Origin of the sequence: Longimicrobium sp. (genome assembly GCA_036377595.1) — a bacterium.
In the GTDB taxonomy this organism is placed as follows: domain Bacteria; phylum Gemmatimonadota; class Gemmatimonadetes; order Longimicrobiales; family Longimicrobiaceae; genus Longimicrobium.
This window is the reverse complement of record DASUYB010000143.1, coordinates 50,906-76,268: the sequence shown is the minus strand read 5'-3', so window position 1 is coordinate 76,268 and position 25,363 is coordinate 50,906. Positions and strand designations below refer to the sequence as shown.

The window sequence follows — 25,363 nt, the reverse complement described above, 5'->3', positions numbered from 1 at the left end:
CACCGGATGCAGTCTCTCCTGCTGAAACTGCAGGCAGATATCGAGGCGCGTAAACGTCCGCATTGGGACGTGGCCGCCACGGCCAAAAGCGCCATTCTCGGAGTCGCGCTGGCGTTGATCGCGTTCCTGCTTGGGGTTAGGGCCGCCGAGGCAACGGCGGACGGAGGTGGGACGTTCATGCAGCAGTTCGCCCTCGCGTCGCGCGCGCCCGGGCTGATCGACCTGCAGCGCGCGCAGATCGAGAAGCTCACGCGCGTGCAGGCGAACTCGTCCACCTACGGCATCCCCGCGGACCTGGCGGAGCGGATCGAGGACATCGCCAACGCGGAGGGGATCGACCCCAAGCTCGCGTTCGGCCTGGTGGCCACCGAGAGCGAGTTCAACCGGCACGCGGTGAGCCCCGTGGGCGCCGTCGGCCTCACGCAGCTGATGCCGTCGACCGCGCGGTACTTCCGCCCGGGCCTGGAGCGCGAGGCGCTGTTCGACCGCGACACCAACCTCCGCGTGGGCTTCCGCTTCCTGAAGACGCTGATCGACAAGTACCACGGCAACGTGAAGCTGGCGCTCCTGGCCTACAACCGCGGCCCCGAGAAGGTCGACTCCATCCTCCGCGCCGGCGGCGACCCCGACAACGGCTACCCACGGATGGTGATGCGGGACTGGAGCAAGCGGCGGAGGTGAGTGCCGAGTGCTGAGTGCTGAGTAAGAGAACGCGCCCGGATCTCCTCGAGATCCGGGCGCGGCAGTTTTCCTTCGTCAGATGACCCGATGTTCTACCCGGCCGAATCGGCAGGAACGCGGATGAGCTCTCCGGAACGGACGGCCGCGACGGCTTCTCTCACCTGCTCGATGAACGGCAGGATGTCCTTCAGCCGCGTGCCGCCGATTTCGAGGAGAACGAATCCCAGCTCGAAGGTCGCCAGAACCTGCTGATGCGGGATGCTCCGGTCAGCGGTGAGGAACACGTCGAACGTCTGGGTGGCGAGGCGGAGAAGCGCACCATTCTTCGTTCCCGCCCAACCCGCCTGCGCGACCGTCAGCACCTCGCACTCCGGTAGCTCGCGGCGGAGACGGTGCGGAAGGTTCTCGTCCAGCAGGACGCGCTTCACGCGACGCGGTCCAGGAGGGCGTCGGTTGCCTGCCGGAGAAACTCGTTCGCCTGCTGGCGGCGAACGGTCGGGAAGTCTTCCAGGAACTCGTCCAGCGTGCTGCCGCGCTGGATGTGGTCGATCAGCGTCTGCACCGGAACGCGCGTACCGACAAAGACGGGCGTCCCCCCCATGATCTCGGGGTCGCTGTGCACCACGCTGCCATCGGGCAGAGCCATGGGACGGATATCCGGCACGCCGCACCTCCCATCCTGATCGTCGGTTCCCTCCAAACTAAACGCTTCTGGAAGGAATCGTCCAGCGAAGGCCTACTCTCCCACCTGCCCATCCTCGTCGTTCGACAGGTAGTTGCCGAGGACGCGGTTGGTGCCGTTGAGGACGGCGACGGCGGCGGCGCGGAACGGCGCGTCGGCGGCCAGCGCGGCGCCGATCAGGCTCTTGCCGTCGACGTCGCTGCGCAGCAGGGCCACCACCACGTCGGCGTCGAACGCGCGGAAGGGCTTGATCCCCACCAGCTGGAACTTCACCCGCCCGCCCATCACCTCCTCCAGCGCCGACAGCGTGGCCGCGGCGGCGGCGCGCAGCTCCAGCGCGAACCCGCTCTCGCCCTCGTACTCGCCCAGGTGCGTGCGGCCCGCCCACTCCAGCTCCACCCGCGCGATCACCCGCCCGATGCGCGGCTGCTCGAGCTGGATGGAGACGAAGCGCACGCGGCGGCGCGGCTCGGGCGCGTGCACGTGGCTGACGTGCAGCTCCACCTCGGAAGGCGTCAAACCGTGGCGCGAGAGGACGGAGTGTACGAGCATCTCCGCCGGGGCGTGCGCCGCCTCGGAGATCACGTATACCGTATACGGAGGACCGTCGATCACGGCGCGGCGGACGCCTTCGAGTTCCTCCAGGTCGGCGCGGACCTGGTCGAGCGCCGCGGTATCCAGAACGGATGGCATGGCGGTGGGCGGCGGGGACGTTTGTTTGGGAATGCGTACATAGGTAGCAGAGAACGTAACCGCATGTCAAGCGCGAAGGCCCGGAGACGGTCGTCTCCGGGCCTCGCGGGTCACTCCATGCGGACATTCCGCCCGCCGGTCAGTACCGCAGCAGCGCCCCCGCGCCCTTGAGGTCGGCCACCTCGCCGGGGTCGGCGAAGGCCACGGTCACGCCCTGCCCCTCCGCCATTCGCACCATCTCCTCCACCACGTCCACCTCGGTCATCGCCGTCGACCCGTCGTACGGGCAGGCTTCCAGCTCGCGCGCGAACACGAAGCCGCACTGCGCGCACCGCCGCCCGTCGCGCCGCTGGTCACGGGCCAGCAGGAGCGTGTCGACGCGGCCCTCCTGCAGCGCGCTGAGGGTGCCCTGGAAGCCGGCGGTGGCCAGGTAGTCGTGCACCACGCGGTCGCGCACCTGCTCCACCACCTCGTGCTGCGCGCGCTCCAGCTCGCCGCGCAGCAGCGGCTCCAGCTGGCGCACGATCTCCGCCGCGTTTTCGTCCACCCACATGGGGCCGGTGTACACCACGCGCTGCAGGATGGAGTCGGGGAGGTGCTCGGCGAAGGCGGAAAGGTTCTCCTCCGTGCCCAGCAGCACCAGGTCGTCGGGCCCGTAGCGGGCCACGAAGTCCTGCACCTCGGCCGCGAACTCCTTGAAGAAGTGCTTGGTCTCCTCGAGCTTGCGGCGCTGGTAGCGGCTCTGCGCGTAGCCGCCGGCCTGCACGTCGTGCGGCGGCGGCAGCGGGTCGCCGCGGCGCTCCAGCTCGTCCAGCACGCTCCCCTGGTAGACGGAGAGCAGGCGCACGTGCTCGCGGTCGATCAGCACCACGCCGTAGTGGCGGTACCCCTCCAGCACCTGCGCCAGCGGGCCGACCACCGGCGTGGGCGCGATGATCAGCCGGTTCTGTACCGGCGCGCGGGTCTGCAGCGCCTCGAACCCGTCGCCGCCGACCTCGGCGTAGATCACCACGCCGCAGCACGATTCGTCGTAGTCCTCGTCCAGCCAGCGCTGCACGCGGTCCCACAGCGTCTCCACGCCCTCCTCGTGCTCGGCCATCCACTCGCTCTGCAGCTCCTCGAACTGCTGGCGCTTCTGGCTGAGGAAGACCTGGTGCGTGCGCTTGTTGTTGGAGTTGACCGACATGTCGAGGAAGAGCGATACCACCGGCCGCCCGGTTTCCTCGCGGTTGATGAGCCGCTCGAGATCCTGTTTCGTGATCATTCTCCGCACTTTCCGAGGTGGCAGGATCGGGACTGCTTGTCCGCGCGGGTTTCAAGGGTCGGCGGTGCAAATCGGACGCCACCGGGGTTCGACCAGGTCCCCGCGCGCGTCGGCGATCCCGTCGGAGACACCGTCTCGGGCGCATCGGCATAAATCGTTCATCTACAGAAGATTACGATATCTTCCCTTGACCGCGGTTTTAGATTGGAGGCACGGGTCCTGTATCGCGGACCCGCTCCGCGGACGGCGCCGTTCGGGCCGGACCGTTTCGAGAAAGGATTGGCCGATGACGGGCGATTTCGATTACCGGAAGTACTGGGACCTGGGGTTCACCTGGGATGACTATCTCGGCCGCGAGGTGAAGGAGCACCGCGGCCTGTGGGAGGGGGTGTGGGGGCGCTCGCAGGTGCCGGAGTGGGCGCTCCGCACCGCGGCGCGCATCGGCGGCGAGTGGCGGCTGCTGGTGACCAGCGAGGACTGGTGCGGCGACGCGTCCAACACCGTGCCGGTGGCCGCGCGCCTGGCCGAGGTGCTGCCGAACGTGGAGTTGCGCGTGGTGAAGCGCGACGAGCATCCCGAGCTGATGGACCGGCACCTGACCAACGGTTCGCGCTCGATTCCGCTGGTGGTGGTGCTGCGGCCGGACTTCACGGTCGCGGGGACGTGGGGCCCGCGGCCCACCGAGCTGCAGCAGTTCGTGCTGCGGGAGAAGCACGCGGCTACCCGGCCGACGGGCGACATCTACCGCGAAGCGCGCCAGTGGTACGCCCGCGACCGCGGCGAGACCACGATCCGCGAGATCCTCGGCGTGTTCGAGCAGGACACGCCGAGGCAGGCGGCGGCGTAGGACGTCGTCGGGTTCGACAGAATCGAGGACGTCGCCAGCTCGACAGAATCGAGAGAGACGAAGCCCTCTCCGGGTGATCCGGGGAGGGCTTTCGTGCGTCAGGCGGAGATCCCCGCGGCCGCGGGTGGGCCCCCTCCCCCGGCCCCCTCCCCCGCTGCGCAGGGGAGGGGAGAACTGCAACTCAGTGCAGCGGATGCGTCGATCTCCGCCCCGTGCGCCGTCGCCGCGTCCGGGCCGGAGCCTGTAGTCCGCGAAGGCGGACTTCGTGTGGTTGTTGCAGCGAATTCATTCGCCCCCTATGATGCGGCGTATCCCGTATACAGATGCCGGCGGCCGGCCCCACACGCCCGCCACCGCGCCCGACACCCGCCTGCCCGGAGGACCCATCCATGCGACTCCGCCGTACCCTTGCCGCCGCGCTGGTGCTCGCCGCGCCCGTCGCGGCGCGCGCGCAGCAGCCGCAGCCGGTCATCGCGCCGAACGAGAACCTCGTGGCCGACGGCATCCCGCCCATCCCCGCCACGCTGGCCGAGGAGGTGCGCCGCTACACCGAGTCGCGGGGCGCGGGCCTCGCCGCCTGGCACCCGCTGCGCCGCGAGATCCTCATCTCCACCCGCTTCGCCAACACCGCGCAGCTGCACATGGTGCGCATGCCGATGGGCGCGCGGACGCAGCTCACCTTCTTCGACGAGCCGGTGGGCGGCGGCAGCTTCGAGCCGAAGACGGGGCGCTACTTCCTGTTCACCAAGGACGTGGGCGGCAACGAGTTCGGGCAGATCTACCGCTACGACGTCGCCTCGGGGCGCTCGGAGATGCTGACCCCCGGCGGGCGCTCGCAGAACGGCGGCTGGCGCTGGAGCCACGTGGGCGACCGCATCGCCTACGCCTCCACGCGCCGCAACGGCGGCGACCGCGACATCTACGTGATGGACCCCGCGAACAAGTCGACCGACCGCATGGTGCTGCAGGTGCAGGGCGGCGGCTGGGGCGTGCTGGACTGGTCGCGCGACGACCGCCGGCTGCTCGTCGGCGAGTACCTCTCCGTCAACCAGAGCAACTTCTACCTCCTCGATCTCGCGACGGGGCAGAAGACGCAGCTTAACGATCCGCGCGACACCGTGGCCTGGGGCGGCGGCCGCTTCACCGCCGACGGGCGCTCGATCATCCTGACCACCGACCAGGGCTCGGAGTACCAGCGCCTGGCGCTGATGGACGTGGCCACGCGCCGCCTGACGCCGCTGACCACGGGGATCAACTGGGACGTGGAGGGCGTCGACCTGTCGCCCGACGGATCGACCGTGGCCTTCACCACCAACGAGGCGGGCGTGTCGAAGCTGTACCTGCTGAACCTCGCCTCGCGCCGTGTCCGCCCGGTCACCGGCGTGCCGCAGGGGGTGATCGGCGGGCTGGAGTGGCACAACAACTCGCGCGACCTGGGCTTCTCGGTCAGCTCCGCGCGCTCGACGTCGGACGTGTACTCGCTGAACGTGGCCACGGGCGCGGTCACGCGGTGGACGGAGAGCGAGCTGGGCGGGCTGGTGGCCAACGAGCTGTCGGAGCCGGCGCTCATCCGCTGGCCCAGCTTCGACGGGCGCGAGATCACCGGCTTCTACTACAAGCCGCCGGCGCGCTTCACTGGGCGGCGGCCGGTGATCATCAACATCCACGGCGGCCCCGAGGGGCAGAGCCGGCCCACCTTCCTGGGGCGCAGCAACTACTTCCTGAACGAGCTGGGCGTGGCCATCATCTACCCCAACGTCCGCGGGTCGACGGGCTACGGGAAGACGTTCGTGAAGCTCGACAACGGGATGAAGCGCTACGACAGCGTGAAGGACATCGGCTCGCTGCTCGACTGGATCGGCCGGCAGCCGGACCTGGACCCGCAGCGGGTGATGGTGACGGGCGGCAGCTACGGCGGGTTCATGACGCTGGCCGTGGCGACGACCTACAACGACCGCATCTGCTGCTCGCTCGACGTGGTGGGGATCAGCAACTTCAACACCTTCCTCAAGAACACCGAGAGCTACCGCCGCGACCTGCGCCGAGCCGAGTACGGCGACGAGCGGCAGGCCGAGATGGCGGCGTTCTTCGAGCGCACGGCGCCGCTGAACAACGCGGGGAACATCACCCGGCCGCTGTTCGTGGTGCAGGGCGGCAACGACCCGCGCGTGCCGCACACCGAGGCGGAGCAGATGGTGGCGCGGGTGAAGCAGAACGGCAGCCCGGTGTGGTACCTGATGGCGCGCGACGAGGGCCACGGCTTCCGCAAGAAGGCCAACGTCGACTACCAGTTCTACGCGACGGTGATGTTCGTCCGGCAGTACCTGCTCGGCCAGCAGCCGGCGAACCAGCGCAGCGCGTCGTCGAACTGATTCTGTTGCGGGAATGACGATGCCCCGGCGCGATGGCCTGCGCCGGGGCATCTCCGTATCTCCCTGAAACTGCATGGTTTGGGCGTGTTTGGCGCTTAGACGCCAAAACGGGCTGCGCGCGCCGTAGGCCACGATACGACTGTGGCCAACGGCGCCGGGCCCCCGCCGCGCCAGGCGTTCGTGTGATCCCCCCGGCATCTCGTCACGCGCGGCGGTGTCCCGGCCCTCCGGGCGCGCATCCCTCACGCAAATGCTTGCCCCGCACTGAGTTCTCCCTCCCCTGCGCAGCGGGGGAGGGGCCGGGGGAGGGGGCCACCCACGGCGGGCAGGATGCCTCCCACTCGCGCCGAAACCCTCACCCCACGCTGAGGTCTCCCCCTTCTCCTGCAGTTCGGGAGAAGGGGGTCGGGAGGATGAGGGGCCTCGCGCGAAGCACCCCCGTCGTTGCATCTTCTCGCGACCCTTTCTGATCTCCGAAACACCGCTCTTGAGCGCCATGCCGATCTCCCGAACCGATCGCCATCCTCGTCGCGCGATGCGCCGCCGAATCACCGGGCTCGTGCTCGCCACCGCTGCGTTGCTCGCGGCGATGCCGCTGGCCGCGCAGGTACAGCCGCCGGCGCCCACGCAGCCGCATCCCACGCCCGTGCATCCAGGCGAGAAGGTGGCGGCGGGGCCCGACCTGGCGGCGTTCGACGCGTGGGTGGCGCAGGCGGTGCGCGACTGGAAGGTGCCGGGGCTGGCCGTCGCCATCGTGCAGGGCGACTCGGTGGTCTTCGAGAAGGGCTACGGCACCCGCCACGTGGGACGGAACGAGCCGGTGGACGCGCACACGCTGTTCGCCATCGGGTCGACGACGAAGGCGTTCACCGTCAGCACCCTGCTGATGCTGGCGGACTCGGGGAAGGTGGACCTCGACGCGCCGGTGCGCACGTATCTCCCGTCGTTCGAGCTGCGCGACCCGTCCGTCACCCGCGAGCTGACCGTGCGCGACCTGCTCACGCACCGCAGCGGCGTGTCGCCCGACGACTTCGTGTGGGTGCTGGGCTACCCGCGCGCCGACATCATCCGCCGCATGCGCTGGCTCCCGCAGGCCAGCAGCCTGCGCTCGCAGTACGCGTACAACAACCTCTCGTTCGTGGTGGCCGGCGAGGTGGCCGCCGCCGCGGCGGGGACGACGTGGGAGCGGCTCGTCCAGTCGCGCCTGCTGGAGCCGCTGGGGATGCGCGAGACCGTCACCGGGCTGGCGGGGCTCGCCGGGCGGCCGAACGTCGCGGCCGCGCACATCCGCCGCGGCGACACCCTCGTCGCCATCCCCGAGCGCGACATCGACAACGCGGGGCCGGCGGGGTCGATGCACTCGTCCGTGCACGACATGGCGCGCTGGCTCCGCTTCCAGCTCGACAGCACGCGCCTGGGCGGCCGGCGATTCGTCTCCGCCGGCCGCTACGCGGAGATGTACACGCCGCAGTTCGTCGTTCCCGTCGCGGCCTTCTACCCCTCCGCGCGGCTCGCGGGGACGCGGTTCGTGGCGTATGGGCTGGGATGGTTCCTGGAGGACTACCGCGGGCACTTCGTGACCATGCACACCGGCAGCATCGACGGGATGAGCGCCATCGCGGGGATGCTGCCGGACCAGCGCGTGGGCGTGGTCGTGCTCGCCAACGTCGACCACGCCGAGGTGCGGCACGCGATCCTCAACCACGTGCTCGACCTGTACACCGGCGAGCCGCCGCGCGACTGGAGCGGCGAGCTGCGCGCCCTCTACGCCGCCGCGGACTCGAACGCCCGGGCGGCGTTCGCCGAGCGGCTGAAGCTGCGCGCGCGCGGCACCCGTCCCTCGCTGCCGCTGGCGCGCTACGCCGGCGTCTACGCCGACTCCGCGCACGGCGAGCTGCGGGTGCGGCTGGAAAACGGGAAGCTGGTGGCCGCCGTCGGCCCGCGCCTGGTGGCCGACCTGGAGCACTGGAACTGGGACACCTTCCGCGCGCGCTTCCGCGAGCCCGGCGACAACGGCGAGAACTTCATCACCTTCGCGCTCGCCGCCGACGGCTCCGTCTCCACCGCCACCATCGAGGGGCTGGAGCCGTACCACCGCGTCGAGGAGCCGTCCGGACCATAACCTCCATCGAAAGAATGAGCTCTCACAGAAGGCACAGAGGCCACGGGGGAACCGATCGATTCCTCCGTGGCCTCTGTGTCCTCTGTGAGAGCCATCCCTTGAATGGAAACCGCGGCCGGGGGATCGGCTCCGTCACCGCCCGGTGACCTTGAGCAGCCGCGTACGCTTGCGCAGCGTCCGCAGCACCGCGTAGCCCACCACCGCCGTCCCGAACAGCGCCAGGCAGAACGGGTGCGGCTCCACGCGGCGGAGGAAGATCAGGTCCGACGCGGTGCGGATGGCCATGAACGACGCGGCGAGCCCGAGGAAGCCGGGATACTCTGCGGAGAGCACGGCACGCAGCGCGAACGGCAGGTCCGGCCGCACCCAGAGCGAGAAGTCGGGGACGAACGCGGGCGTCACCTTCGCCCACTGGCGGAACGCGGCGCCGTGCTGGCGGCGGAGGAAGTCCTCCTCGGCCAGCATGATCCGCTCGTAGTAGACCCAGAAGAACGCCGCCGCCAGGATCGCCGCCGTCCACATCCGCGGATACAGCGCCACCCCCGCCCACATCAGCGCGTTCCCCACGTACAGCGGGTGGCGCACGATGGAGTACATCCCCGTGGTGTTGAGCCGCGCCGCCACCTGCGCCCGCCGGTTGCGCCCCGAGGTGCCGCGCGGCTTGGTGCCGATGGTCATCGCCCGCACCAGCACGCCGGTGAAGCTGAGCCCCACGCAGAACGCCTCCCACCACGGGTGCGCGGGATGCGCGCGCGGGTCCGGCGCGAACGGGAGCAGCGCCAAGACCAGCGCCAGCGGCACCAGCGGCAGCCAGCTGCGGTGGCGGAAGAGCCAGTTCCCCTGCGCGACGAGCTCGTTTCTCAGTGCCATTCGCAACGGATGGGTGGAGCGGGGCGATACGGAACGCGACGGACGCCGATGCTTGAGCGGCGGAATACCGGCCGGATGCCGGGAAAGATCCCCTGCCGCGTGGGGATGGCGACGATGGCGGATGCACACGGCCCCGCCGCCGGGTCGCGGTGGGGCCATGCCGTCCGGCGAGGAAGATAACGCGTTATCCGTTGCGACACAAAGGCTTCGCGGGAGACCTCCGCCCGGCGGCGCGGCCGCCGCAGAACGCGCGGCTTGCGCCGTCCGTCCGCGCGCGATAACCCTTCGGCACACATCGCGACGCATCTTCGCCCATCCGGCAGGCACCCCCCGCCTCCCGTCCCCATAGACACGCCACGCGCGGTCCCCCCCTTCGCAAGGCGCCGGATCCGACCGATATTTCCAGGAGGATGACGGTGAGCTGGAACCCTTTCCGTTCGCTCAAGCTCTTCGGCGGCCAGGACATCCCCGCGGATCCGCACCCCGGCGGCCCGCCCCCCGCGCCCGTGGCGGCGGCCGGCGGCACGCCGCTCCCCGCCCCGCCGTGGTATCCGCCCGAGCTGCGCATCCCCGGCGTTCCCGCGGCGCTCGGCGCCCCCGCGCCGTCAGGCGACGAGGACGCGCTGGCGCACGTGCGGGATCCCCGCTCGTTCACGCGCGTGGCGTGGGAGGCCGTCGCCGACCCCGGCCCGCAGCCGCACGACGAGGGTGACGACGACGGGTTGGACGCGTACGCGCGCCGGCTGGCGGTCGCCCGGTTCGCGCGGCGGGTGCTGGAGCCCGATCCGCACGCGTGGATCGAGGCGCTCTACTCGTACCGCGAGCGCATCCGCCTTCCCGTGGACCCGGCGTTCACGGTCGCGGTCGAGGCGGACCTCGCCCTCCGCCTCTCCGTGGAGCTCCCGCCGCCGTCCATCGTGGCGCCGGGGCCGCGCGAGGCGGCGGCGCAGACCCGCGCGCGCTACGACGAGCTGTGCTGCGGGATCGTGCTGGCGTTCGCGTGCGACACCTTCCGGCTCCTCCCGCCCGCCGCAGACTCGGTGTACGTCACCGGCTACCGGGTGGAGACGAACCCGGCCACCGGGCATCCGCACTACGCGGTGATGCTGCGCCTGGCCACCGACCGCGACTCGCTCGAGGCGATCGACCTGGCCCGCGCGAAGCCGTCCGCCGCGCTCGAGCACCTGGGCGGCGCGGCCAACCGGCAGCGCGGCGAGCTGGTGCCGCTGGCGTTCGAGGAAGACCTCCAGCGGCTGATGTGACCGCAGTCCGCAGAATCCGAAGTCCTTCAACCGTGTGGTAGATGATGAAGTACCTGCTGGGAATCCCCCTGCTCGCCGTTCTTCCCGTGCTGTTCATGGGCGCCGCCTCGCGCCCGCGGAACGTGACCCCGACGCTCCCGCCGGTCGCCGCGACGGCGCCGCGACCCGCCGCGGTCCGCGCGTCCGGCGCAAAGCCGCCGATGGTGGAGGCGCGGGCGATCTGGGTGCCGCGGATGGACTACAACACCGCCACCATCCCCGAGGTGATGCGGCTGGCTGCGCGGGCGCACTTCAACATCGTCTACCTGCAGGTGCGCGGGCCCTCCGACGCCCTCTATCCGTCGCAGCTGGACCCCTGCTCGATCCGGCTCTGCGGCCGGCTGGGCGGCGTTCCCCCGGCGACCGATCCGCTGGAGCTGGCGGTGCGCGAGGCGCACCGGAACGGGCTGCAGCTGCACGCGTGGATCAACGCGCTCTCCGGGTGGGAGTCCGAGTCGTCCGCGAAATGCGGGATGCTGCGGCCGAGCGCGCCGGGGCAGCCGAACCACGTGCTGATCGACCACCCGGAGTGGGCGGTGCGGACCCGGTCGGGGCGGCTGCACCGCTGCCCCAACGGCGAGGACTACGTCTTCCTCTCCCCCGCCGTCCCCGGCGTGCGCACGCACCTGGCGCGCGTGGCGGCCGACGTGGTGCGGCGCTACGACGTCGACGGCGTGCACCTGGACCGCATCCGCTACCCCGGCGAGGAGTTCGGGTGGGATTCCGCCGCGCTGGCGGAGTTCGGCCGCGACCCGCGCGCCGATTCGGCCGGGTGGGCGCGCTTCCGGCGCGAGCTGGTGAACCGCACCGTGCGCGAGGTCTACGACAGCATCCACGCCGTGCGTCCGGTGCCGCTCTCCGCGGCCGTGTGGCCGATCTACGACCGGCGGCGGTTCGGCTGGGACGCGCTGGCCCGGCCGTCGTCGAGCGGCATCGACCAGTACTTCCAGGACCCGTGGACGTGGGCGCGCGACGGCTATTTCGACGCCGCCGTGCCGATGACGTACTCCACCGTGACCACCCCCGCGTGCGGCTACACGCAGGAGCAGCACGGCGACTGGCGCTGCATCGTACGCGACCAGGTGGCGGGGGTGCAGCCGAGCGGCCGCCACGTCTACGCCGGCATCCTCGCGGGCCTGGGCGCCGACGAGGTGGAGCGGGAGATCCGCATCGGCCGCGAGCTGGGCGTGAACGGCTTCTCCATCTACTTCTACGGCCAGGTGGTGTCGACGAACCTGCTGCGGCGCCTCCCCGAGGGCCCGTTCCGCGACGTCGCCGTCGTCCCCCCGATGCCCTGGCTCCAATCGACCGCGACGGCTACGGGGTCGAATCGATAAATCCTGAAAACAGCAGTCTCACGCAGAGCAGCAGAGGCAGCAGAGATGAGTTCTCCGCTGCCTCTGCTTCTCCGCGTGAGCCCAGGTCTTTTCTGGAGATTCAGATCACGGCGGGGACGCGGACGCGGCGCTTGGACGGCGTAGGCTCGGCCGGCGCGGCGGACTGCGCGCGCACCCAGGCAAAGGTCTCGCGCATCCCCTCCTCGAGCGTCAGCCCGGGACGCCATCCCAGCCGCCGCAGCTTCTCCGCGCCCAGGCAGGAGCGGCGCACCTCGCCGGGGCGCGCCGGCGCGCGACGGACGATGGCGGGCGCGTGGGCGACGCCCATCAGCACCGACGCCAAGGCGTTGACGGAGGTCTCCGTCCCCGTCCCCACGTTGAACGCGCGCGCGTCCACCGAGCCGCCCGGCGGCAGCGCGAGGCCGGAGACGAGCAGGTTCGCGCGCACCACGTCGGCCACGTGCACGTAGTCGCGCGTCTGCTCGCCGTCGCCGTAGACGGTGAGCGGCGCGCCCTCCGCCAGCCGCGAGCAGAAGACGGCCACCACGCCGCCCTCGCCGTTGGGGTCCTGCCCCGGGCCGTAGACGTTGGCGTAGCGCAGGGCCACGTAGTCGAGCCTGTGCGTGCGGTGGAAGGCATGGAGATAGTGCTCGCCCGCCAGCTTCCCCACGCCGTACGGGCTCTCCGGCCGCTTGGCCGCGCCCTCGCGCGTCGGCCGCGTGCGCGCGTTGCCGTAGATGGCGCCGCCGGACGAGGCGAAGACCACCCGCCCCCGCCCCGCCGCGCGCACCGCCTCGAGCAGGTTCAGCAGCCCGTCGAGGTTCACCGAGGCGTCGAAGCGCGGGCGGGCGACGGAGTCGCGCACGTCGATCTGGGCGGCGTGCAGGCTCACCACGTCGAAGCAGCCGTCGCGCACCAGCTCGGCGGCGGCCGCATCCCGCACGTCCATCTCCACCAGCTCCGCCCCGGCCGGGACGCGGTCGCGCGAGCCGTGCACCAGGGAGTCGAGCACCGTCACGGAATCGCCGCGCCGCACGTACGCCGCGGCCACATGGGAGCCGATGAATCCCGCACCCCCGGTCACCAGTACCCGCAGGCCCTTATCAGCCATTGTTCGTATAATCAAGGTGGGAAGATCGAGATGGGAAAGATTCGTGCGATGGGGCGGCGCCGCGCGGCACGCGGGATGCTGCGGGTTTGGGACGGGGACTCTCCTGCCAGTCAGCATCGCCCAGCCATGGACCCCACGACCCGCGACGAGGTCTCAGCCTTCCTGCGGCAGTGGCTTCCGCCCGCCGCGCGGGACGCGTACGCCCGTCTCATGTACGCCGACCCCGCCGGGTGGAGCCGCCATCCGCACTTCCGCGGCGGCCTGATCGTGCGCTGCGCCCTCCGCGGGAACGGCTACACCGAGCGCCTGCTGGGCGTCCGCTCGCTCGACGAGGTGTGGCCCGACCTGCTGGAGCGCGCCGTGGGCGCCGAGCTTTCGCACAACGGCAACGGCTCCGGCGCCTGACGCGCCGGAGCTTTTCACCGCGCCTACAGCCGCGAGGCGGCCAGCACCAGCGACAGCACCACCGGCAGCCCGCGCATCACCGTCCCCGCCGCGTTGGCCGGCTTCCCGGGAAGGAAGAAGCGGTCGCCGGGGTGGATGCCCATGGCGTCCAGCGTCCGCCCCTGCGCCAGCGCCTCGGCCAGGATGGGCCCCTGCCACACCGGCACGCCCTGGCGCTCGATCCGCAGCCGCGCCGTCGACGTGTTCGACTGCGGCCCGCCGGCCAGCATCAGCACGTCCGTCACCAGCGCGTCGGCCGGCACCACGTACCAGCCGGGACGCCCCACCTCGCCCTCCACCGCCACCCGCACCAGCGGCCGCGCGCGCACCACGGGGTTGCGCAGGTACTTCGACAGGTGCTCGCGCAGGCGCCCCTCCAGCTCCGAGCGCAGCAGCCCGCGCACCGGCACGTCGCCGATCTGCGGGAGGAAGATCACGCTCCCCTCGCGCACGGTGAAGGTGTCGGTCAGCGCCTCCTGCCCCTCCACCAGCAGCGCCACCTGGTCGCCCGGCTGCACGTCGCCTTCCTGCAGGCGGGTGCGGATGGCCTCGGCGCGGACGCGGGCCTGGGCGCGGTAGCGTTCGCTGTGCGCGGGCGAGGTGGCGGCCTGCTCGTAGCTGGCCAGCAGCGCCTGCAGGTCGGCGCGGTTCAGCTGCACCCGGCCGGGGTCCCACCCGGGCTGGGCGGCGGCCTGCGCGCGCGCGCCGGCGGTGCCGGCCAGCAGCGCGGCGGCCAGGACGAGGAGGGATCGCTGGATGGGCTTCATGGGATGGTGCTCCGGGCGTGGGAAGGCGGCCGCCGGAGGACGGCGGGCGGCCGGCGGCGGCAGGGAAGATCAACGTTGGTGCCGGGGCGCCGCCGCGGCGAAAACGCTGGCCGCACGGGCGCTTTCTCCCCGCGCGCCCGCCCGCGCGGCGCCCCCGGCCGTCGGCGCCGCCCGCCAGGTGTGGCGCGCGTGCAACATGCTGCGCGTGGGACGGGCGCGACCGCACAGGTGTCGGGCGCACGCAGCACCCGCAGCCTGTCTCCTTTCGGCTAAATAGCTGCAAATGCTTGGCTTTCGCACGCCGGAGCACGCAGCACGGGTCGTGCAGTCCCCCGCCGCAAATTCCCCCCGCGTCCGGCACGGACCTGCCCCCCATGTCCGCGCCGGGCGCCCCCACACCATCCGAGCGATGCCCTCGATCCCGACTTCCCCCGCACACCCCCCCACGGTGCTGGTGTACAGCCGCACGGAATGGCTGGCTCGCTCGTTCGAGAGCATCCTGACCCCGTACGGCTGCCTGGTGGCGCGCGCGTCGGACCACGACGACGCCTACGCGCGCTTCGACGAGCTGGAGCCCGACGTGGTGCTGCTCGAGGCCGAGCACGGGCTCGACGGCACCGAGGCGCTGTGCCGCGCGCTGCGCGCGCATCCTCGCCTGGGCTCGAGCACGCCGGTGCTGGTGGCCTCGGCGGGCACCATCTCGCGGATGGACCGGCTGGCGGCGATGCGCGCCGGGGCGTGGGACGCGTTCGGGTTCCCCCTCGACCCCGAGGAGCTGGTGCTGAAGGTGCGCGCCCTGGCCTCCGTGCGGCGCGAGGTGGCGGCGGCCGAGGAGCGGGGGCTGCTGGACGCGGCCAGCGGGCTGTACAACGCGGCGGGGCTGGTGCGGCGGGCGCAGGAGATGGTGGCCGACGCGTACCGCAACCACCGTCCGCTCGCCTGCATCGCCTTCCACGCCGACACGTCGGGCGAGGGCGTGGGGATGGACGGGCGCACCGACAGCGTGGCCGAGCTGCTGCGGCTGACCGGGCGCACCTCCGACGTGATCGGGCTGATCAGCCGCGGCGAGTTCGCGGTGCTGGCACCGGCCACCGGGTGGGAGGGCGCCGAGCGGCTGGCCGAGCGGCTCTGCGGCACGGTGCAGCGCGAGCTGGCGCGCGACGGCGCGCCCGCGCCGCGGGTGTACGCGGGGCGCTTCGCCATCGACGGCTCGGGAACGCCGCGGGTGCAGGCGGCCGACCTGCTGGCCCACGCCGCCGACGACCTGCACGCCGCGCTCGGGCACGGCAAGGGGAGCGGGAACGGGAAGACGAAGAACGGCAACGGCGCCCATCACGTCGAGATCGCCGTCGAGCCCGCCGCGGCCGCCCCTGCCCCACCCGCCTGATTTCCCCGAGCCCCCACGCCTCGGATCCCACGAAGAGCCCCGGTCTCACACGGCCGGGGCTCTTCGCGTTCTCCCATGCTCTCCTCGCGGTCCCCAGGCGATGAAGGGCCTCACGCGGAGCCGCGGAGACGCGGCGGACTGCGGAAGGAAAGAACTTCGACCTCACGCAGAGTCAGCAGGGTCAGCAGAGAAACAGCTGCAGTTCTCTGCTGACCCTGCTGACTCTGCGTGAGACTTGCAGTTTTCATTATCCCAGAGTGCAAAGTGCGCCGGCATCTCTCGACGCCGGCGCACTATCGCACTCACGCACTTCCGCACTCGCTGCCTTACGCCACCGGCTGCAGCCTCGGCGCGGAGGTGGAGTCCTCAGGCAGCGCCTGGTAGTCGTAGCCCTTCAAGTAACGGTAGGCGCGGTAGGCGCCCTTGGCGGCGATGCCATTGATCACCGCGCCCAGCACGCGGATCGGCAGCCGGTCCACCAGGTCCAGGTTCCACTCGGCCAGCTGCCGGTCGGTGGCGCCGTTGCGCAGCACCATCAGCATGTCGCGGCTGAGCGTGGCCAGCACCAGCGGGTCCACGCACGCCCCGATCGGCGGGCTGTCGATCAGGATCACCCGGTACGCCGAGCGCAGGTCGGCCAGCAGCTCGGCCATGGCCGGCGTGCTCAGCAGCTCCGGCCCCCGCCCCGCCCGCGTGCCCCCCGCGATCATGTGCACGCCCTCGTACGGCGTGCGCTGGACCACGTCGGCCCGCGTGGCATTCCCCGCCAGGTAGTCGCTCAAGCCCGGCTTCCGCTCCACGCCCAGGACGCGGTGCAGCGTGCCGCGCCGCAGGTCGGCGTCGATCAGCAGCACCCGGTGCCCCTGCTCGGCGAAGGTCAGCGCCAGGTTGGCGGACACGAACGACTTGCCGTCGCCGCTCCCCGGGCTGGTGATGGTGACCACCAGCGGGCCCGCGGTGCCGCTGGCGTGCACCAGCCCCAGCCGCAGCGCCCGGAACGCCTCGGGGAGCTCGGGCGACACCGACGACGCCCGCGCGCCCGCGCCCACCGAGCGGGCCCGCGGGATGGCGCCCAGGATCGGCAGCCCCAGCCCCTCGGTGACCTGCTCGGGATACGCCAGCCGCGGGTTGGCGCGGTCGTACAGCATCGCGCCCAGCACGCCCGCCGCCAGCCCCGCCAGGGAGAAGAGCAGGATCAGCTGCAGCCGCGGGTCGCGCACCGGCGAGTAGGGCTCGGTGGCGCGGTCCAGCACCCGCACGTCGGGGATGGTGGTGACCGCCGCCAGCCGCGCCTCCTCGTGCCGCTGCTGCAGGAGCTTGTACAGGTCCTGCGCGATCTCCACCCGCCGCGTCAGGCGCGCCTCCTCGATGGCCCGCGGCGGGATCCCGCGCAGCTGCGTGGAGGCCGACTGGATCAGCCCGTCGATGGCGTGCTGGCGCCCGGCCAGCTCGGCGTCGAGCCGCGCCGACAGCGTGGGGATGGTCTGCCGCTCGAGCGTCCGCACCTGCTCGCGCAGCCGCTGCAGCGGCACGTACAGGTCGGTGAACTGCCCGCTCATCGCCCGCTCCTCGGCGCGCTTCTGCGTCAGCTCGCTCAGCGCCTGCACCAGCGCCGACGACTTCTGCACCGAGGGGATGGCCTCGACCGTCGAGACCGTGGCGGCGTCCTGCGAGAGCGCGCGGGCCAGGTCGTCGCGGTCGCGCTGGATCTGCTCGCGCTCCATGTTCAGCGAGAAGAAGTTCGACAGCACCGGGTTCTGCGTGACCTCGAGCCCCGGCGTCACCGGCGAGCCGCGGTCCGTCGGCAGCGTGATGGTGCGCACGCGGAAGCCCTGCAGCGCCGCCTCCTCGCGCGCCAGGCTCCCCGCCGCGTAGCCCAGCTGCTCGCCCAGGATGCGCTCCAGCTCCTGCAGGCGCGAGCGCTTGAGGTCGCCCGCCACCTGCACGTAGCGGTCGGTGAGGGTGTTGAGGGTGGAGGTGATGCGCGCCGGCTCGGTCCCCCGCAGCTCCAGCCGCAGGAAGTTGCCGTTGTCGCCCATCCCCGTCACCAGCTCGCCCGCCAGCCGCACCGCGGCGTCGCGCGGGGTCACCACGGTGAAGTCGATCCGCTCCAGGCGCCGCAGCAGCGCCGCGTCGGGGTGCCAGCGGAAGCCCACGTTGGCGCCCACCGCGCCGCCCAGCCGCCCCACCTCCATGGTGGCGCCCGCGCGCGTGGCCAGGCGGTAGCGCCCGCCCGGCTCCGCGCTCAGCCGGTACTCGCCGGGGCGGAAGCGCTCGGCCAGCTGGAAGTCGGCGAAGAGCCGCCCGGCCGAGGCCGAGCCGTAGGTCAGGTACAGCTTCTCGGTGCGGACGACCGGGTCCAGCACCGTGTACGAGCGCAGCAGCTCCACCCACGCGCGCGACTGCAGGAGCTCGGGCGAGCGCAGCGGGCCGCCCTGGCTCATCCCCATGGTGCCGCCGCTGGCGTCGATCCAGATGGTGGAGCGGGCCGCGTACTCGGGGCGCGCCTGGCGCGCGGCCAGGAAGCCGGCGCCCACCCCCAGCGCCACCGGGATCGGCAGGAACCAGCGGAAGCGGTAGAGCGTGGCGGCGATGCGCTGCAGCCCCGTGTTGCGCCCCCGGCGGGGGGCGTCGTCCAGCGACAGCCCGGCGCGCGGGCGGTCGGGAAGCGGAGGTGTCGGCTGGAGCGGGGCGGGAAGGGTCTGCATGGGAATCGCGTCCGACGTTCGGGAGGGAGGCGCCGCGCGGACCGCGGGCGCCGCGCCGCGCGGCTATCGCAACGACGGGGCCGGAGCGCGCCGCACCGCACGCGCGCGCGTAGCCGCTCTCCCCGGCCCGCCGCACGGCCCCCGCCCGGGCACGGCGGAGTGTTGCACGCGCGCAACACCTGTGGGCACCACCCGGCCCTCCCCGCTCCCCCGCTTCCGCCGACGACGCGTTTCCCCGCGTCCCGCGCCGTATCCGGCCGCATGCGGCTTTTCCGCCGAGTCTCGCGCGGAGACGAACGAGAAGCTTTACAGCGGATGTTTGTCGCGCTAGGATCGGGATTGCGGGCGCGAAACCCGTGCGGCTCGCAGGTGCGCGGACACTCGCGTGCGAACCCGGGAGAGCACGTTTCGATACAATCCTGCAACGCGGCGTTCCAGCCGTCTCCTGCGTCCGGATGGCCGAACGTGCGACTGGCTTGACGCATATCTGTTTATGCAGCAATTTCTTGCAGGCCCACGACAGCCCTCTCCCGCACGTCTGGTCCGCCTCTTGCCCCGGCCCTCACCCCGCGGCCGGCCGCTTCGCCCCCCTAAACCCGATGCACGCTCCCCCGGCCGCTACGCCGCCGGAGTGCTTCCGGAAAGGCCCGGACCGTGCGAAAGCGGGGCGCCCCGACCGGCGCCCGGAAGCTCGCCCGGCACGGGGAACGCGGCGGCAAGGTCGCCCGGCGTGCCCACCGCGACCTGCTCCCCGGCTCGCGTTCATGCCATCCGCCATTCCATCGTCGGTCCGGAGATCATCGTCCGGAGCCCACCCGGAGCTCGCGATGCCCGATCCAGCCACGACCTCTCCCCTGTCCGCGTCCGCCGAGGCGGCCTCGTCGATCTCCATCCTGCTGGTGGAGGACGAGTACACGCTGCGTGACAGCTGCGCCAACGTGCTGCGGATGGAGGGCTACGCGGTGACGGCCTGCGGGCACGGCCGCGAGGCGGTGCAGACGCTGTCGCGCCGCGCCTTCGACGTGGCGCTGGTGGACCTCTATCTCGACGACCTCTCGGGGCTCGAGGTGCTGGGCGCCTGCCTGGAGGCCAACCCCCGCTGCCTGGTGGTGGTGATGACCGGCAGCCCCAGCGTGGACTCGAGCGTCGACGCGCTGCGCCGCGGCGCGTGGGACTACCTGCCCAAGCCCTTCTCCGCCACGCACCTGCAGATCCTGATGGGGCGCGCCGCACGCGCGGTGGAAGAGGCGCGCGCCGAGGAGGCGCTGCGCACCGCCGCGGAGAGCGGCACGCGGCAGAGCCACAGCCGCGCGCTGACCCTGCTGGGCCGCTCGCCCGCGTTCGTGCGCGCGGTGGAGCTGGCGCGGCGGGTGGCGCAGACCGACGCCTCGGTGTTCATCACCGGCGAGAGCGGCACCGGCAAGGAGATGATCGCGCAGTTCATCCACTCCGAGAGCCGGCGCGCCCAGCGGCCGATGGTGGCGGTGAACTGCGCCGCGCTGCCGGAGAGCCTGCTGGAGTCGGAGATGTTCGGCCACGTGAAGGGCTCGTTCACCGGCGCCATCCGCGACAAGGTGGGGCTGCTCGAGGCGGCCGACGGCGGCACCTTCTTCCTGGACGAGCTGACCGAGATGTCGCAGACCATCCAGGCCAAGCTGCTGCGCGTGCTGCAGGACGGCATCGTGCGCCGGGTGGGAAGCGAGACGACGGACGCGGTGGTCGACGTGCGGGTGATCGCCGCCACCAACCGCGACCCGGCGGAAGCGACGGACAGCGGGATGCTGCGCCGCGACCTGTACTACCGCCTGAGCGTGGTCCCCATCTACCTCCCGCCGCTGCGCGAGCGGCCCGAGGACGTGCCGCTGCTGGCCGAGCACTTCCTGAACTTCTACTGGCGCCGCCACCGCGAGCCCGGCGCGCCCGCTCCGCGGCTGTCGTCCGCGGCGCTCTCGCTGCTGCAGGCGCGCCCCTGGCGCGGCAACGTGCGCGAGCTGCAGAACCTGATGGAGCACACGGTGGTGCTGGTGGCGCCGGGCGCCGAGGTGCATCCCGACGACATCCCCTTCCGCGACGACGCGCCGCGCGGGCGGCCGCGCGGCGCCGAGGCCACGTCGTCGTACGCGCTGGTGGGCGACGAGCCCTACCACTCGGCGCGCGACCGGGTGCTGGCCGAGTTCGAGCGGATGTACCTGATGAGCCTGGTGGAGCGCGCGGGCGCCAACATGTCGCGCGCGGCCAAGATCGCCGGGGTGGACCGCACCACCCTGTACCGCCTGATGGAGAAGCACGGCCTCCACCGCGACACCGCCATCCGCGCGGACTAAAGCAGACCGCATGGCCACCGCCGAACCCGCCGCCCCGGCCGAGCCGAGCACCGGGGCGTCCGGCACCCTCCAGCAGGCAGCCGACGGCGTCGCCCGCAGCGCGGGCGACGCCGTGCTCCTCTCGGAGCTGACGGGCCGCGTGGCCGCCGAGGCCGCGCGGCCCGCCACGCTGGCGCCCAGCTATCCCCTGGTGCTGCTGGACCGGCTGCGCGCCGCCGTGGTGGCCGGGTGGCTGGCGGCGGACGACGACGCGCCCTCGCCGGCCGAGGCGGCCGCGGTGCTGGGCGCCTTCGACCGCGTCCGCGACCAGCTGCTGAACCCCGGCGGCGGGCCGTCGCCGCTGGAGCCGCTGGCCGAGTTCGCGCACGACCTGCGCAGCCCCCTCACCTCCATCCTCTTCCTGGCCGGCGCGCTGCGCGAGGGGCAGAGCGGCGCGCTCTCCGAGTCGCAGCGCCGGCAGGTGGGGATCATCTACAGCGCCGCGCTGGGGATGGTGGCGCTGGTCAGCGACACCATCGAGCTGAACCGCGGCGCCGGCGCGGGCGGCGAGCGCTCGCCGCTGTCGCTGCGCTCGCTCTTCGACTCGCTGCGCGACGTGGTGGCGCCGCTGGCCGAGGAGAAGGGGGTGGAAATCCGCCTGCACGTGCTGCGCGACGACCACCGCCTGGGCGACGCGGTGGCGCTCAGCCGGGTGATGCTGAACCTGGCGGTCAACGCGCTGCACTCCACCGACAGCGGGTGGGTGGAGCTCACGGCCGAGGCCGACGGCGACGCCCGCGTGCGCTTCTCGGTGCGCGACACCGGCCGCGGCATCGCGCCCGAGGCGCTGGACGCGGTGGGCGGCCTCTACCGCCCGCGCCCGCACCGCCGCGGCTACGGCTTCTCGGGCACCGGCCTGGGGCTGGGCATCTGCCGCAAGCTGCTGGGCCAGATGGACGGCGAGCTCTCCGTCGAGAGCACGCCGGGCGACGGCACCCGCTTCTGGTTCACCCTGCACCTCCCCCGCGCCGAGCAGCCGTAGCTGCTTCCAGCATCATCTCATCCCGAAGCCTTCTCGCCGCCGCAACGCGGGAGAGGGCTTCGTTTCGTCCCGGTACAGGATGAAAAGAGGCCTCACGCGGAGCCGCGGAGACGCGGAGACACGGAGACGCGGAGAACTCACGTCGTGACGAACCTCCTCCGCTGTTCTCCGCGCCTCCGCGTGAGACTTTCTGTCTCTATCACGTGTGCACCGAGGCGTGGAGATCGCGAAGGTCTCCGGACGGGGTGTTGCGGAAGATCGCGACGGCTGTGGCGCGCGCGCGCCACCGGTGTGGGCTCTCGCCACACCTGTGGGCGGGCCACCACGTCCGGAACGGCACCCTCGGACCGCCCGAACCACCCAAGTGATTACGGTTCAACTGGTTATGTGAATGGCACCGCCGCGCACGGGCATTGCCTTGGTGGCACGCCGCGACTCGCAGGCCCTGCCACGGACCACCCTCGCCGGAGCCCCCAGACGTGCCCCCCGAGACCGCGACGCGACGCCGGAGCCTTCCACGGGCGTCCTTCACCTACCCCCGCCTCGTGACCGCCGACGAGCTGGTGATCTCGCCGGCCCCCGTGCCCGAGCTGTCCATCCCCCGCCCGTTCCAGGGCGTGCGGCTGGACGTGGACGCGGTCCGCGCGCTGAACGTGGCCGCGGCGCTCCTGCTCCTGGCGCTGGCCGCGCCGCTGATGCTGCTGATCGCCCTGCTGGTGAAGCTCACCTCGCGCGGCCCCGTCATCTTCCGCCAGGTACGCGTGGGGGTCGACCGCCGCGCCCCGGGAAGCGCCGACAACCGCTGGCGCCGGACCTTCGACTACGGCGGCCGGCTCTTCACCATGTACAAGTTCCGCACGATGACCGCCTCGTCGGACGACCGCCTGCAGGTGTGGGCGCAGCCCGACGACCCCCGCGTGACCCGCCTGGGCCGGATGCTGCGCAAGTACCGGCTCGACGAGCTCCCGCAGCTGTTCAACGTGCTGCGCGGCGACATGAACCTGGTGGGCCCGCGCCCCGAGCAGCCCCGCATCTTCGCCGAACTGCGCGAGCAGGTGGACCGCTACGCCGAGCGCCAGCGCGTCCTTCCCGGCATCACCGGGTGGGCGCAGGTGAACCAGCCCTACGACCGCTCGCTCGACGACGTGCGCGGCAAGGTGCAGCTGGACCTGGAGTACATCGCCACCCGCTCGGTGCGGCGCGACTTGGCCATCCTGCTGCGCACCGTGCCCACGGTGGTCCTGCGCCGCGGTGGTTGGTGATGCCGTGACCGAGCTGGCGCTTTCCGCCGCGCCGCGCGCCCGGGCCCGCCTGGCCGGCGCGACCGCAGCCGCCGCCCCGGTGATCGCCGCGGCGGCGTTCGCGGTGCTGTTCTGGCGCCCCGCCGCCACGCTGGCGCGCGACTGGTGGAGCGACCCCAACGCGGGCCACGGCCTCCTGCTGGCCCCCGTGGCCGCGTGGCTGGCCTGGCGCGCCGGCCTCGTCGCCCGCCCCGCGCCCCGGCAGGGCGCCGGCGTGGCGCTGCTGGCGGGCGCCGTCGGCCTGAGGTGGCTCTCCGGCCTGGCCGCCGAGCTCTTCACCATGCGGCTGTCGCTGCTCGTGGCGCTGGCCGCGCTGGTCGTGTTCGTGTGGGGATGGCGGCAGGTGGCGCGCTGGTGGCTCCCGTTCGGGCTGCTGGTGCTCTGCATCCCCCTTCCCGCCGTGGTGATGGCCTCGCTGGCGCTGCCGCTGCAGTTCAAGGCCTCGGCGCTGGGCGCGGCCATGCTGCACTGGCGCAACATCCCGGTGGAGCTCACGGGGAACGTGATCAACCTCCCCGGCCGCAGCCTGTTCGTGACCGAGGCGTGCAGCGGGCTGCGCTCGCTCTCGGCGCTGCTGGCCATCGCCCTGCTCGCCGGGGGGCTGTGGCTGCGCACGGCGACGGCGCGCGGCGTGCTGCTGGCGCTGGCGCTTCCGGTGGCCGTGCTGCTGAACGGCGTGCGCGTCTTCCTCACCGGCTTCCTGGTGGTGTTCGTGGACCCCCGCCTGGGCGACGGGTTCATGCACCTGACCGAGGGGTGGCTGATCTACCTGGCCGCGCTGGCCATCCTGGGCGCCATCGCCGCCGGGCTCACGCGCGTGGAGCGCCGCTTCGTGCCGGAGGCCGCGTGAGCGCCCGGCGCTGGTGGGCCCCCGCCACCGTGCTGGCCGCCGGCGCGCTGCTGGTGGCCGCCTCGGGGCGGCAGCGCTCGCTCCCCCTGCAGGTGCCGCTGGCCGAGGCCGTCCCCGCGCGCATCGGCGCCTGGGTCGGGCGCGACCGCCAGATCGGCGACGAGGAGCGGCGCGTGGCGGGGATGGACGACTACCTGATGCGCGTCTACGCCCAGCCCGGCGCCGCCGCGGCCTTCTCCCTCTACGTGGGCTACTACCGCAGCCAGGCGCAGGGGCGGACCATCCACTCGCCGAAGAACTGCCTTCCCGGCGCGGGGTGGGAGGTGCTGACGACGCGGACGATGCGCGTGGCCACGGCGGCCGGCCCGGTGACGGTGAACCGGGCGCTGCTGCAGAACGAGGGGCAGCGCGCGCTGGTGCTGTACTGGTACCAGGGGCGGGGCCGGGTGACGGCGGACGAGTACGCGGTGAAGTGGAACCTCCTGCGCGACGCGGCGCTCCGGCGCCGCACCGAGGAGGCACTGGTGCGGGTGATCGTTCCGGTGGACGGAAGCGAGGCCCGCGCGGAAGAGGTGGCGGTGCGCGCCGCCCTCACGGCGGTTCCGGCCGTGGCGCGGGCGCTCCCCCAGCCCGGGTGAAGCCCTGGGCCGCATTTCAATCCCCACCCGGCAAGGAGATGGAGCTTCCCATGGACGAGATGAACCGCCGGCCCGTGCTTTTGGCCGTGTATCCCGTGGCGGCGATGATCGCGCTGGTTCCCGCGATCGAGGTGGGCGCCGGCTCGTGGCCCTTCCAGCCGGGCGAGCTCTCCTGGCGCTTCGGCGTGGGCGGACTGGTGCTGAAGACGCTAGTCACCCCGCTGCTGGGGATCCTGCTGGCCATGCTGGCCGGCGTGGCGCTCGAGCACCGGCGCACCGTGCGCACGCTGGCCACGCTCTGCCTGCTGATCGCGGTGGGCGGCGTGGTGGTGGCGGCCATGTTCAGCATGGACTTCCTGCAGCTGCGGGCGATGGTCGACCCGCGCATGCGTTCTCAGATGACCACGGCGGCCGGCACCGCGCTGCTGATGGCGGCGCTGATCATTCCCAGCGCGGCCGCGCTGGGCCTGGCGGGGTGGAGGGCCACGCGCCGCGAGAAGACGGTGGTGGGCGCGCGCAAGTCCGCCCGCGCCGACAGCGTGCTGGTGGCGCCGCGCCTCAAGGAAAACGCCACCTGACGCAGCGTGTCCCGTCCGCCCGATTCCCCGGGCGGACGCGGGACGGGCGGTCGCGGGGACGCCTC

General features: G+C 72.4%; 22 protein-coding genes. 14 read left to right on the top strand and 8 right to left on the bottom strand.

From position 1 onward, the window contains the following. Positions 1-177: 177 nt before the first annotated feature. Positions 178-681, top strand: coding sequence for a transglycosylase SLT domain-containing protein (locus VF092_25560; GenBank protein ID HEX6750680.1), 504 nt, complete (start codon positions 178-180; stop codon positions 679-681). 92 nt (positions 682-773) lie between these two features. Here the strand turns inward: VF092_25560 and VF092_25555 are convergent, their stop codons facing one another. The 4 genes from VF092_25555 to VF092_25540 form a co-directional block, all read right to left on the bottom strand. Next, positions 774-1,109 carry a DUF5615 family PIN-like protein gene (locus VF092_25555; protein HEX6750679.1) on the bottom strand — a complete coding sequence of 112 codons (336 nt, stop codon included), beginning with the start codon at positions 1,107-1,109 and terminating at the stop codon, positions 774-776. Continuing rightward, a complete protein-coding gene (locus VF092_25550) occupies positions 1,106-1,327 on the bottom strand; it encodes a DUF433 domain-containing protein (GenBank protein ID HEX6750678.1) in 222 nt (73 codons plus the stop codon). The genes VF092_25555 and VF092_25550 overlap by 4 nt, the downstream gene beginning before the upstream one ends. A gap of 90 nt (positions 1,328-1,417) precedes the next feature. Further along, entirely contained in the window at positions 1,418-2,056 is a 639-nt protein-coding gene (locus VF092_25545; protein HEX6750677.1) for a hypothetical protein, read from the bottom strand. A 139-nt stretch (positions 2,057-2,195) separates the two neighbouring features. Continuing rightward, positions 2,196-3,320, bottom strand: a complete 1,125-nt coding sequence (locus VF092_25540) for a Vms1/Ankzf1 family peptidyl-tRNA hydrolase (protein ID HEX6750676.1) — start codon at positions 3,318-3,320, stop codon at positions 2,196-2,198. A gap of 286 nt (positions 3,321-3,606) precedes the next feature. Here VF092_25540 and VF092_25535 point away from each other — a divergent pair, with 286 nt between their 5' ends. The 3 genes from VF092_25535 to VF092_25525 all read left to right on the top strand — a co-directional run bounded on the left by VF092_25535 (position 3,607) and on the right by VF092_25525 (position 8,661). Then, a complete protein-coding gene (locus tag VF092_25535) occupies positions 3,607-4,167 on the top strand; it encodes a thioredoxin family protein (GenBank protein HEX6750675.1) in 561 nt (186 codons plus the stop codon). Between the two features lie 389 nt (positions 4,168-4,556). Further along, complete coding sequence (locus VF092_25530) at positions 4,557-6,539, top strand: prolyl oligopeptidase family serine peptidase (GenBank protein HEX6750674.1); 1,983 nt, start codon at positions 4,557-4,559, stop codon at positions 6,537-6,539. 535 nt (positions 6,540-7,074) lie between these two features. Next, entirely contained in the window at positions 7,075-8,661 is a 1,587-nt protein-coding gene (locus VF092_25525; GenBank protein HEX6750673.1) for a serine hydrolase, read from the top strand. A gap of 132 nt (positions 8,662-8,793) precedes the next feature. Here the strand turns inward: VF092_25525 and VF092_25520 are convergent, their stop codons facing one another. Next, positions 8,794-9,531, bottom strand: coding sequence for a methyltransferase (locus tag VF092_25520; protein HEX6750672.1), 738 nt, complete (start codon positions 9,529-9,531; stop codon positions 8,794-8,796). Between the two features lie 416 nt (positions 9,532-9,947). On the opposite strand from VF092_25520, the gene VF092_25515 reads away from it, so the two are divergent. Together VF092_25515 and VF092_25510 are read left to right on the top strand one after the other, a co-directional pair. Continuing rightward, positions 9,948-10,793 (top strand): hypothetical protein, encoded by an 846-nt coding sequence (locus VF092_25515; protein HEX6750671.1) that lies wholly within the window; start codon positions 9,948-9,950, stop codon positions 10,791-10,793. 41 nt (positions 10,794-10,834) lie between these two features. Continuing rightward, the gene (locus tag VF092_25510; GenBank protein ID HEX6750670.1) at positions 10,835-12,169 is read left to right on the top strand and encodes a family 10 glycosylhydrolase; all 1,335 of its coding nucleotides are present in this window, start codon (positions 10,835-10,837) and stop codon (positions 12,167-12,169) included. A 100-nt stretch (positions 12,170-12,269) separates the two neighbouring features. Here VF092_25510 and VF092_25505 read toward each other — a convergent pair whose 3' ends face one another. Next, positions 12,270-13,280: an NAD-dependent epimerase/dehydratase family protein gene (locus VF092_25505; protein HEX6750669.1), complete on the bottom strand. Its 1,011-nt coding sequence runs from the start codon at positions 13,278-13,280 to the stop codon at positions 12,270-12,272. A 126-nt stretch (positions 13,281-13,406) separates the two neighbouring features. Between VF092_25505 and VF092_25500 the strand changes: the two genes are divergently transcribed. Next, complete coding sequence (locus VF092_25500; protein ID HEX6750668.1) at positions 13,407-13,685, top strand: hypothetical protein; 279 nt, start codon at positions 13,407-13,409, stop codon at positions 13,683-13,685. A gap of 23 nt (positions 13,686-13,708) precedes the next feature. Here the strand turns inward: VF092_25500 and VF092_25495 are convergent, their stop codons facing one another. Then, positions 13,709-14,491, bottom strand: coding sequence for a polysaccharide biosynthesis/export family protein (locus VF092_25495; GenBank protein HEX6750667.1), 783 nt, complete (start codon positions 14,489-14,491; stop codon positions 13,709-13,711). A gap of 409 nt (positions 14,492-14,900) precedes the next feature. Here VF092_25495 and VF092_25490 point away from each other — a divergent pair, with 409 nt between their 5' ends. Then, positions 14,901-15,878: a response regulator gene (locus VF092_25490; GenBank protein ID HEX6750666.1), complete on the top strand. Its 978-nt coding sequence runs from the start codon at positions 14,901-14,903 to the stop codon at positions 15,876-15,878. 326 nt (positions 15,879-16,204) lie between these two features. Here VF092_25490 and VF092_25485 read toward each other — a convergent pair whose 3' ends face one another. Next, positions 16,205-18,586, bottom strand: coding sequence for a polysaccharide biosynthesis tyrosine autokinase (locus tag VF092_25485; protein ID HEX6750665.1), 2,382 nt, complete (start codon positions 18,584-18,586; stop codon positions 16,205-16,207). Positions 18,587-19,413: 827 nt separating this feature from the next. On the opposite strand from VF092_25485, the gene VF092_25480 reads away from it, so the two are divergent. From VF092_25480 to VF092_25455, 6 genes are all read left to right on the top strand, one after another. Further along, positions 19,414-20,910, top strand: a complete 1,497-nt coding sequence (locus VF092_25480; GenBank protein HEX6750664.1) for a sigma-54 dependent transcriptional regulator — start codon at positions 19,414-19,416, stop codon at positions 20,908-20,910. Positions 20,911-20,920: 10 nt separating this feature from the next. Next, complete coding sequence (locus VF092_25475) at positions 20,921-21,931, top strand: HAMP domain-containing sensor histidine kinase (GenBank protein ID HEX6750663.1); 1,011 nt, start codon at positions 20,921-20,923, stop codon at positions 21,929-21,931. A gap of 545 nt (positions 21,932-22,476) precedes the next feature. Next, entirely contained in the window at positions 22,477-23,193 is a 717-nt protein-coding gene (locus VF092_25470) for a sugar transferase (GenBank protein HEX6750662.1), read from the top strand. Positions 23,194-23,197: 4 nt separating this feature from the next. Continuing rightward, on the top strand, positions 23,198-24,082 hold the full coding sequence (locus VF092_25465) for an exosortase/archaeosortase family protein (protein HEX6750661.1): 885 nt from the start codon (positions 23,198-23,200) through the stop codon (positions 24,080-24,082). After that, positions 24,079-24,720 (top strand): EpsI family protein, encoded by a 642-nt coding sequence (locus VF092_25460; GenBank protein ID HEX6750660.1) that lies wholly within the window; start codon positions 24,079-24,081, stop codon positions 24,718-24,720. Before VF092_25465 ends, VF092_25460 begins: the two co-directional genes overlap by 4 nt. A gap of 38 nt (positions 24,721-24,758) precedes the next feature. Further along, the gene (locus VF092_25455) at positions 24,759-25,298 is read left to right on the top strand and encodes a hypothetical protein (GenBank protein HEX6750659.1); all 540 of its coding nucleotides are present in this window, start codon (positions 24,759-24,761) and stop codon (positions 25,296-25,298) included. The last annotated feature ends 65 nt before the right edge of the window (positions 25,299-25,363 follow it).

What these genes read in the sequence shown, in the direction of transcription:
- VF092_25560 (HEX6750680.1), top strand. Translation starts at nt 178, where the DNA reads ATGCAGCAGTTCGCCCTCGCGTCGCGCGCGCCCGGGCTGATCGACCTG.
- VF092_25550 (HEX6750678.1), bottom strand. Translation starts at nt 1,327, where the DNA reads ATGGCTCTGCCCGATGGCAGCGTGGTGCACAGCGACCCCGAGATCATG.
- VF092_25545 (HEX6750677.1), bottom strand. Translation starts at nt 2,056, where the DNA reads ATGCCATCCGTTCTGGATACCGCGGCGCTCGACCAGGTCCGCGCCGAC.
- VF092_25540 (HEX6750676.1), bottom strand. Translation starts at nt 3,320, where the DNA reads ATGATCACGAAACAGGATCTCGAGCGGCTCATCAACCGCGAGGAAACC.
- VF092_25535 (HEX6750675.1), top strand. Translation starts at nt 3,607, where the DNA reads ATGACGGGCGATTTCGATTACCGGAAGTACTGGGACCTGGGGTTCACC.
- VF092_25530 (HEX6750674.1), top strand. Translation starts at nt 4,557, where the DNA reads ATGCGACTCCGCCGTACCCTTGCCGCCGCGCTGGTGCTCGCCGCGCCC.
- VF092_25525 (HEX6750673.1), top strand. Translation starts at nt 7,075, where the DNA reads ATGCGCCGCCGAATCACCGGGCTCGTGCTCGCCACCGCTGCGTTGCTC.
- VF092_25520 (HEX6750672.1), bottom strand. Translation starts at nt 9,531, where the DNA reads ATGGCACTGAGAAACGAGCTCGTCGCGCAGGGGAACTGGCTCTTCCGC.
- VF092_25510 (HEX6750670.1), top strand. Translation starts at nt 10,835, where the DNA reads ATGATGAAGTACCTGCTGGGAATCCCCCTGCTCGCCGTTCTTCCCGTG.
- VF092_25505 (HEX6750669.1), bottom strand. Translation starts at nt 13,280, where the DNA reads ATGGCTGATAAGGGCCTGCGGGTACTGGTGACCGGGGGTGCGGGATTC.
- VF092_25500 (HEX6750668.1), top strand. Translation starts at nt 13,407, where the DNA reads ATGGACCCCACGACCCGCGACGAGGTCTCAGCCTTCCTGCGGCAGTGG.
- VF092_25495 (HEX6750667.1), bottom strand. Translation starts at nt 14,491, where the DNA reads ATGAAGCCCATCCAGCGATCCCTCCTCGTCCTGGCCGCCGCGCTGCTG.
- VF092_25490 (HEX6750666.1), top strand. Translation starts at nt 14,901, where the DNA reads ATGCCCTCGATCCCGACTTCCCCCGCACACCCCCCCACGGTGCTGGTG.
- VF092_25485 (HEX6750665.1), bottom strand. Translation starts at nt 18,586, where the DNA reads ATGCAGACCCTTCCCGCCCCGCTCCAGCCGACACCTCCGCTTCCCGAC.
- VF092_25480 (HEX6750664.1), top strand. Translation starts at nt 19,414, where the DNA reads ATGCCCGATCCAGCCACGACCTCTCCCCTGTCCGCGTCCGCCGAGGCG.
- VF092_25475 (HEX6750663.1), top strand. Translation starts at nt 20,921, where the DNA reads ATGGCCACCGCCGAACCCGCCGCCCCGGCCGAGCCGAGCACCGGGGCG.
- VF092_25455 (HEX6750659.1), top strand. Translation starts at nt 24,759, where the DNA reads ATGGAGCTTCCCATGGACGAGATGAACCGCCGGCCCGTGCTTTTGGCC.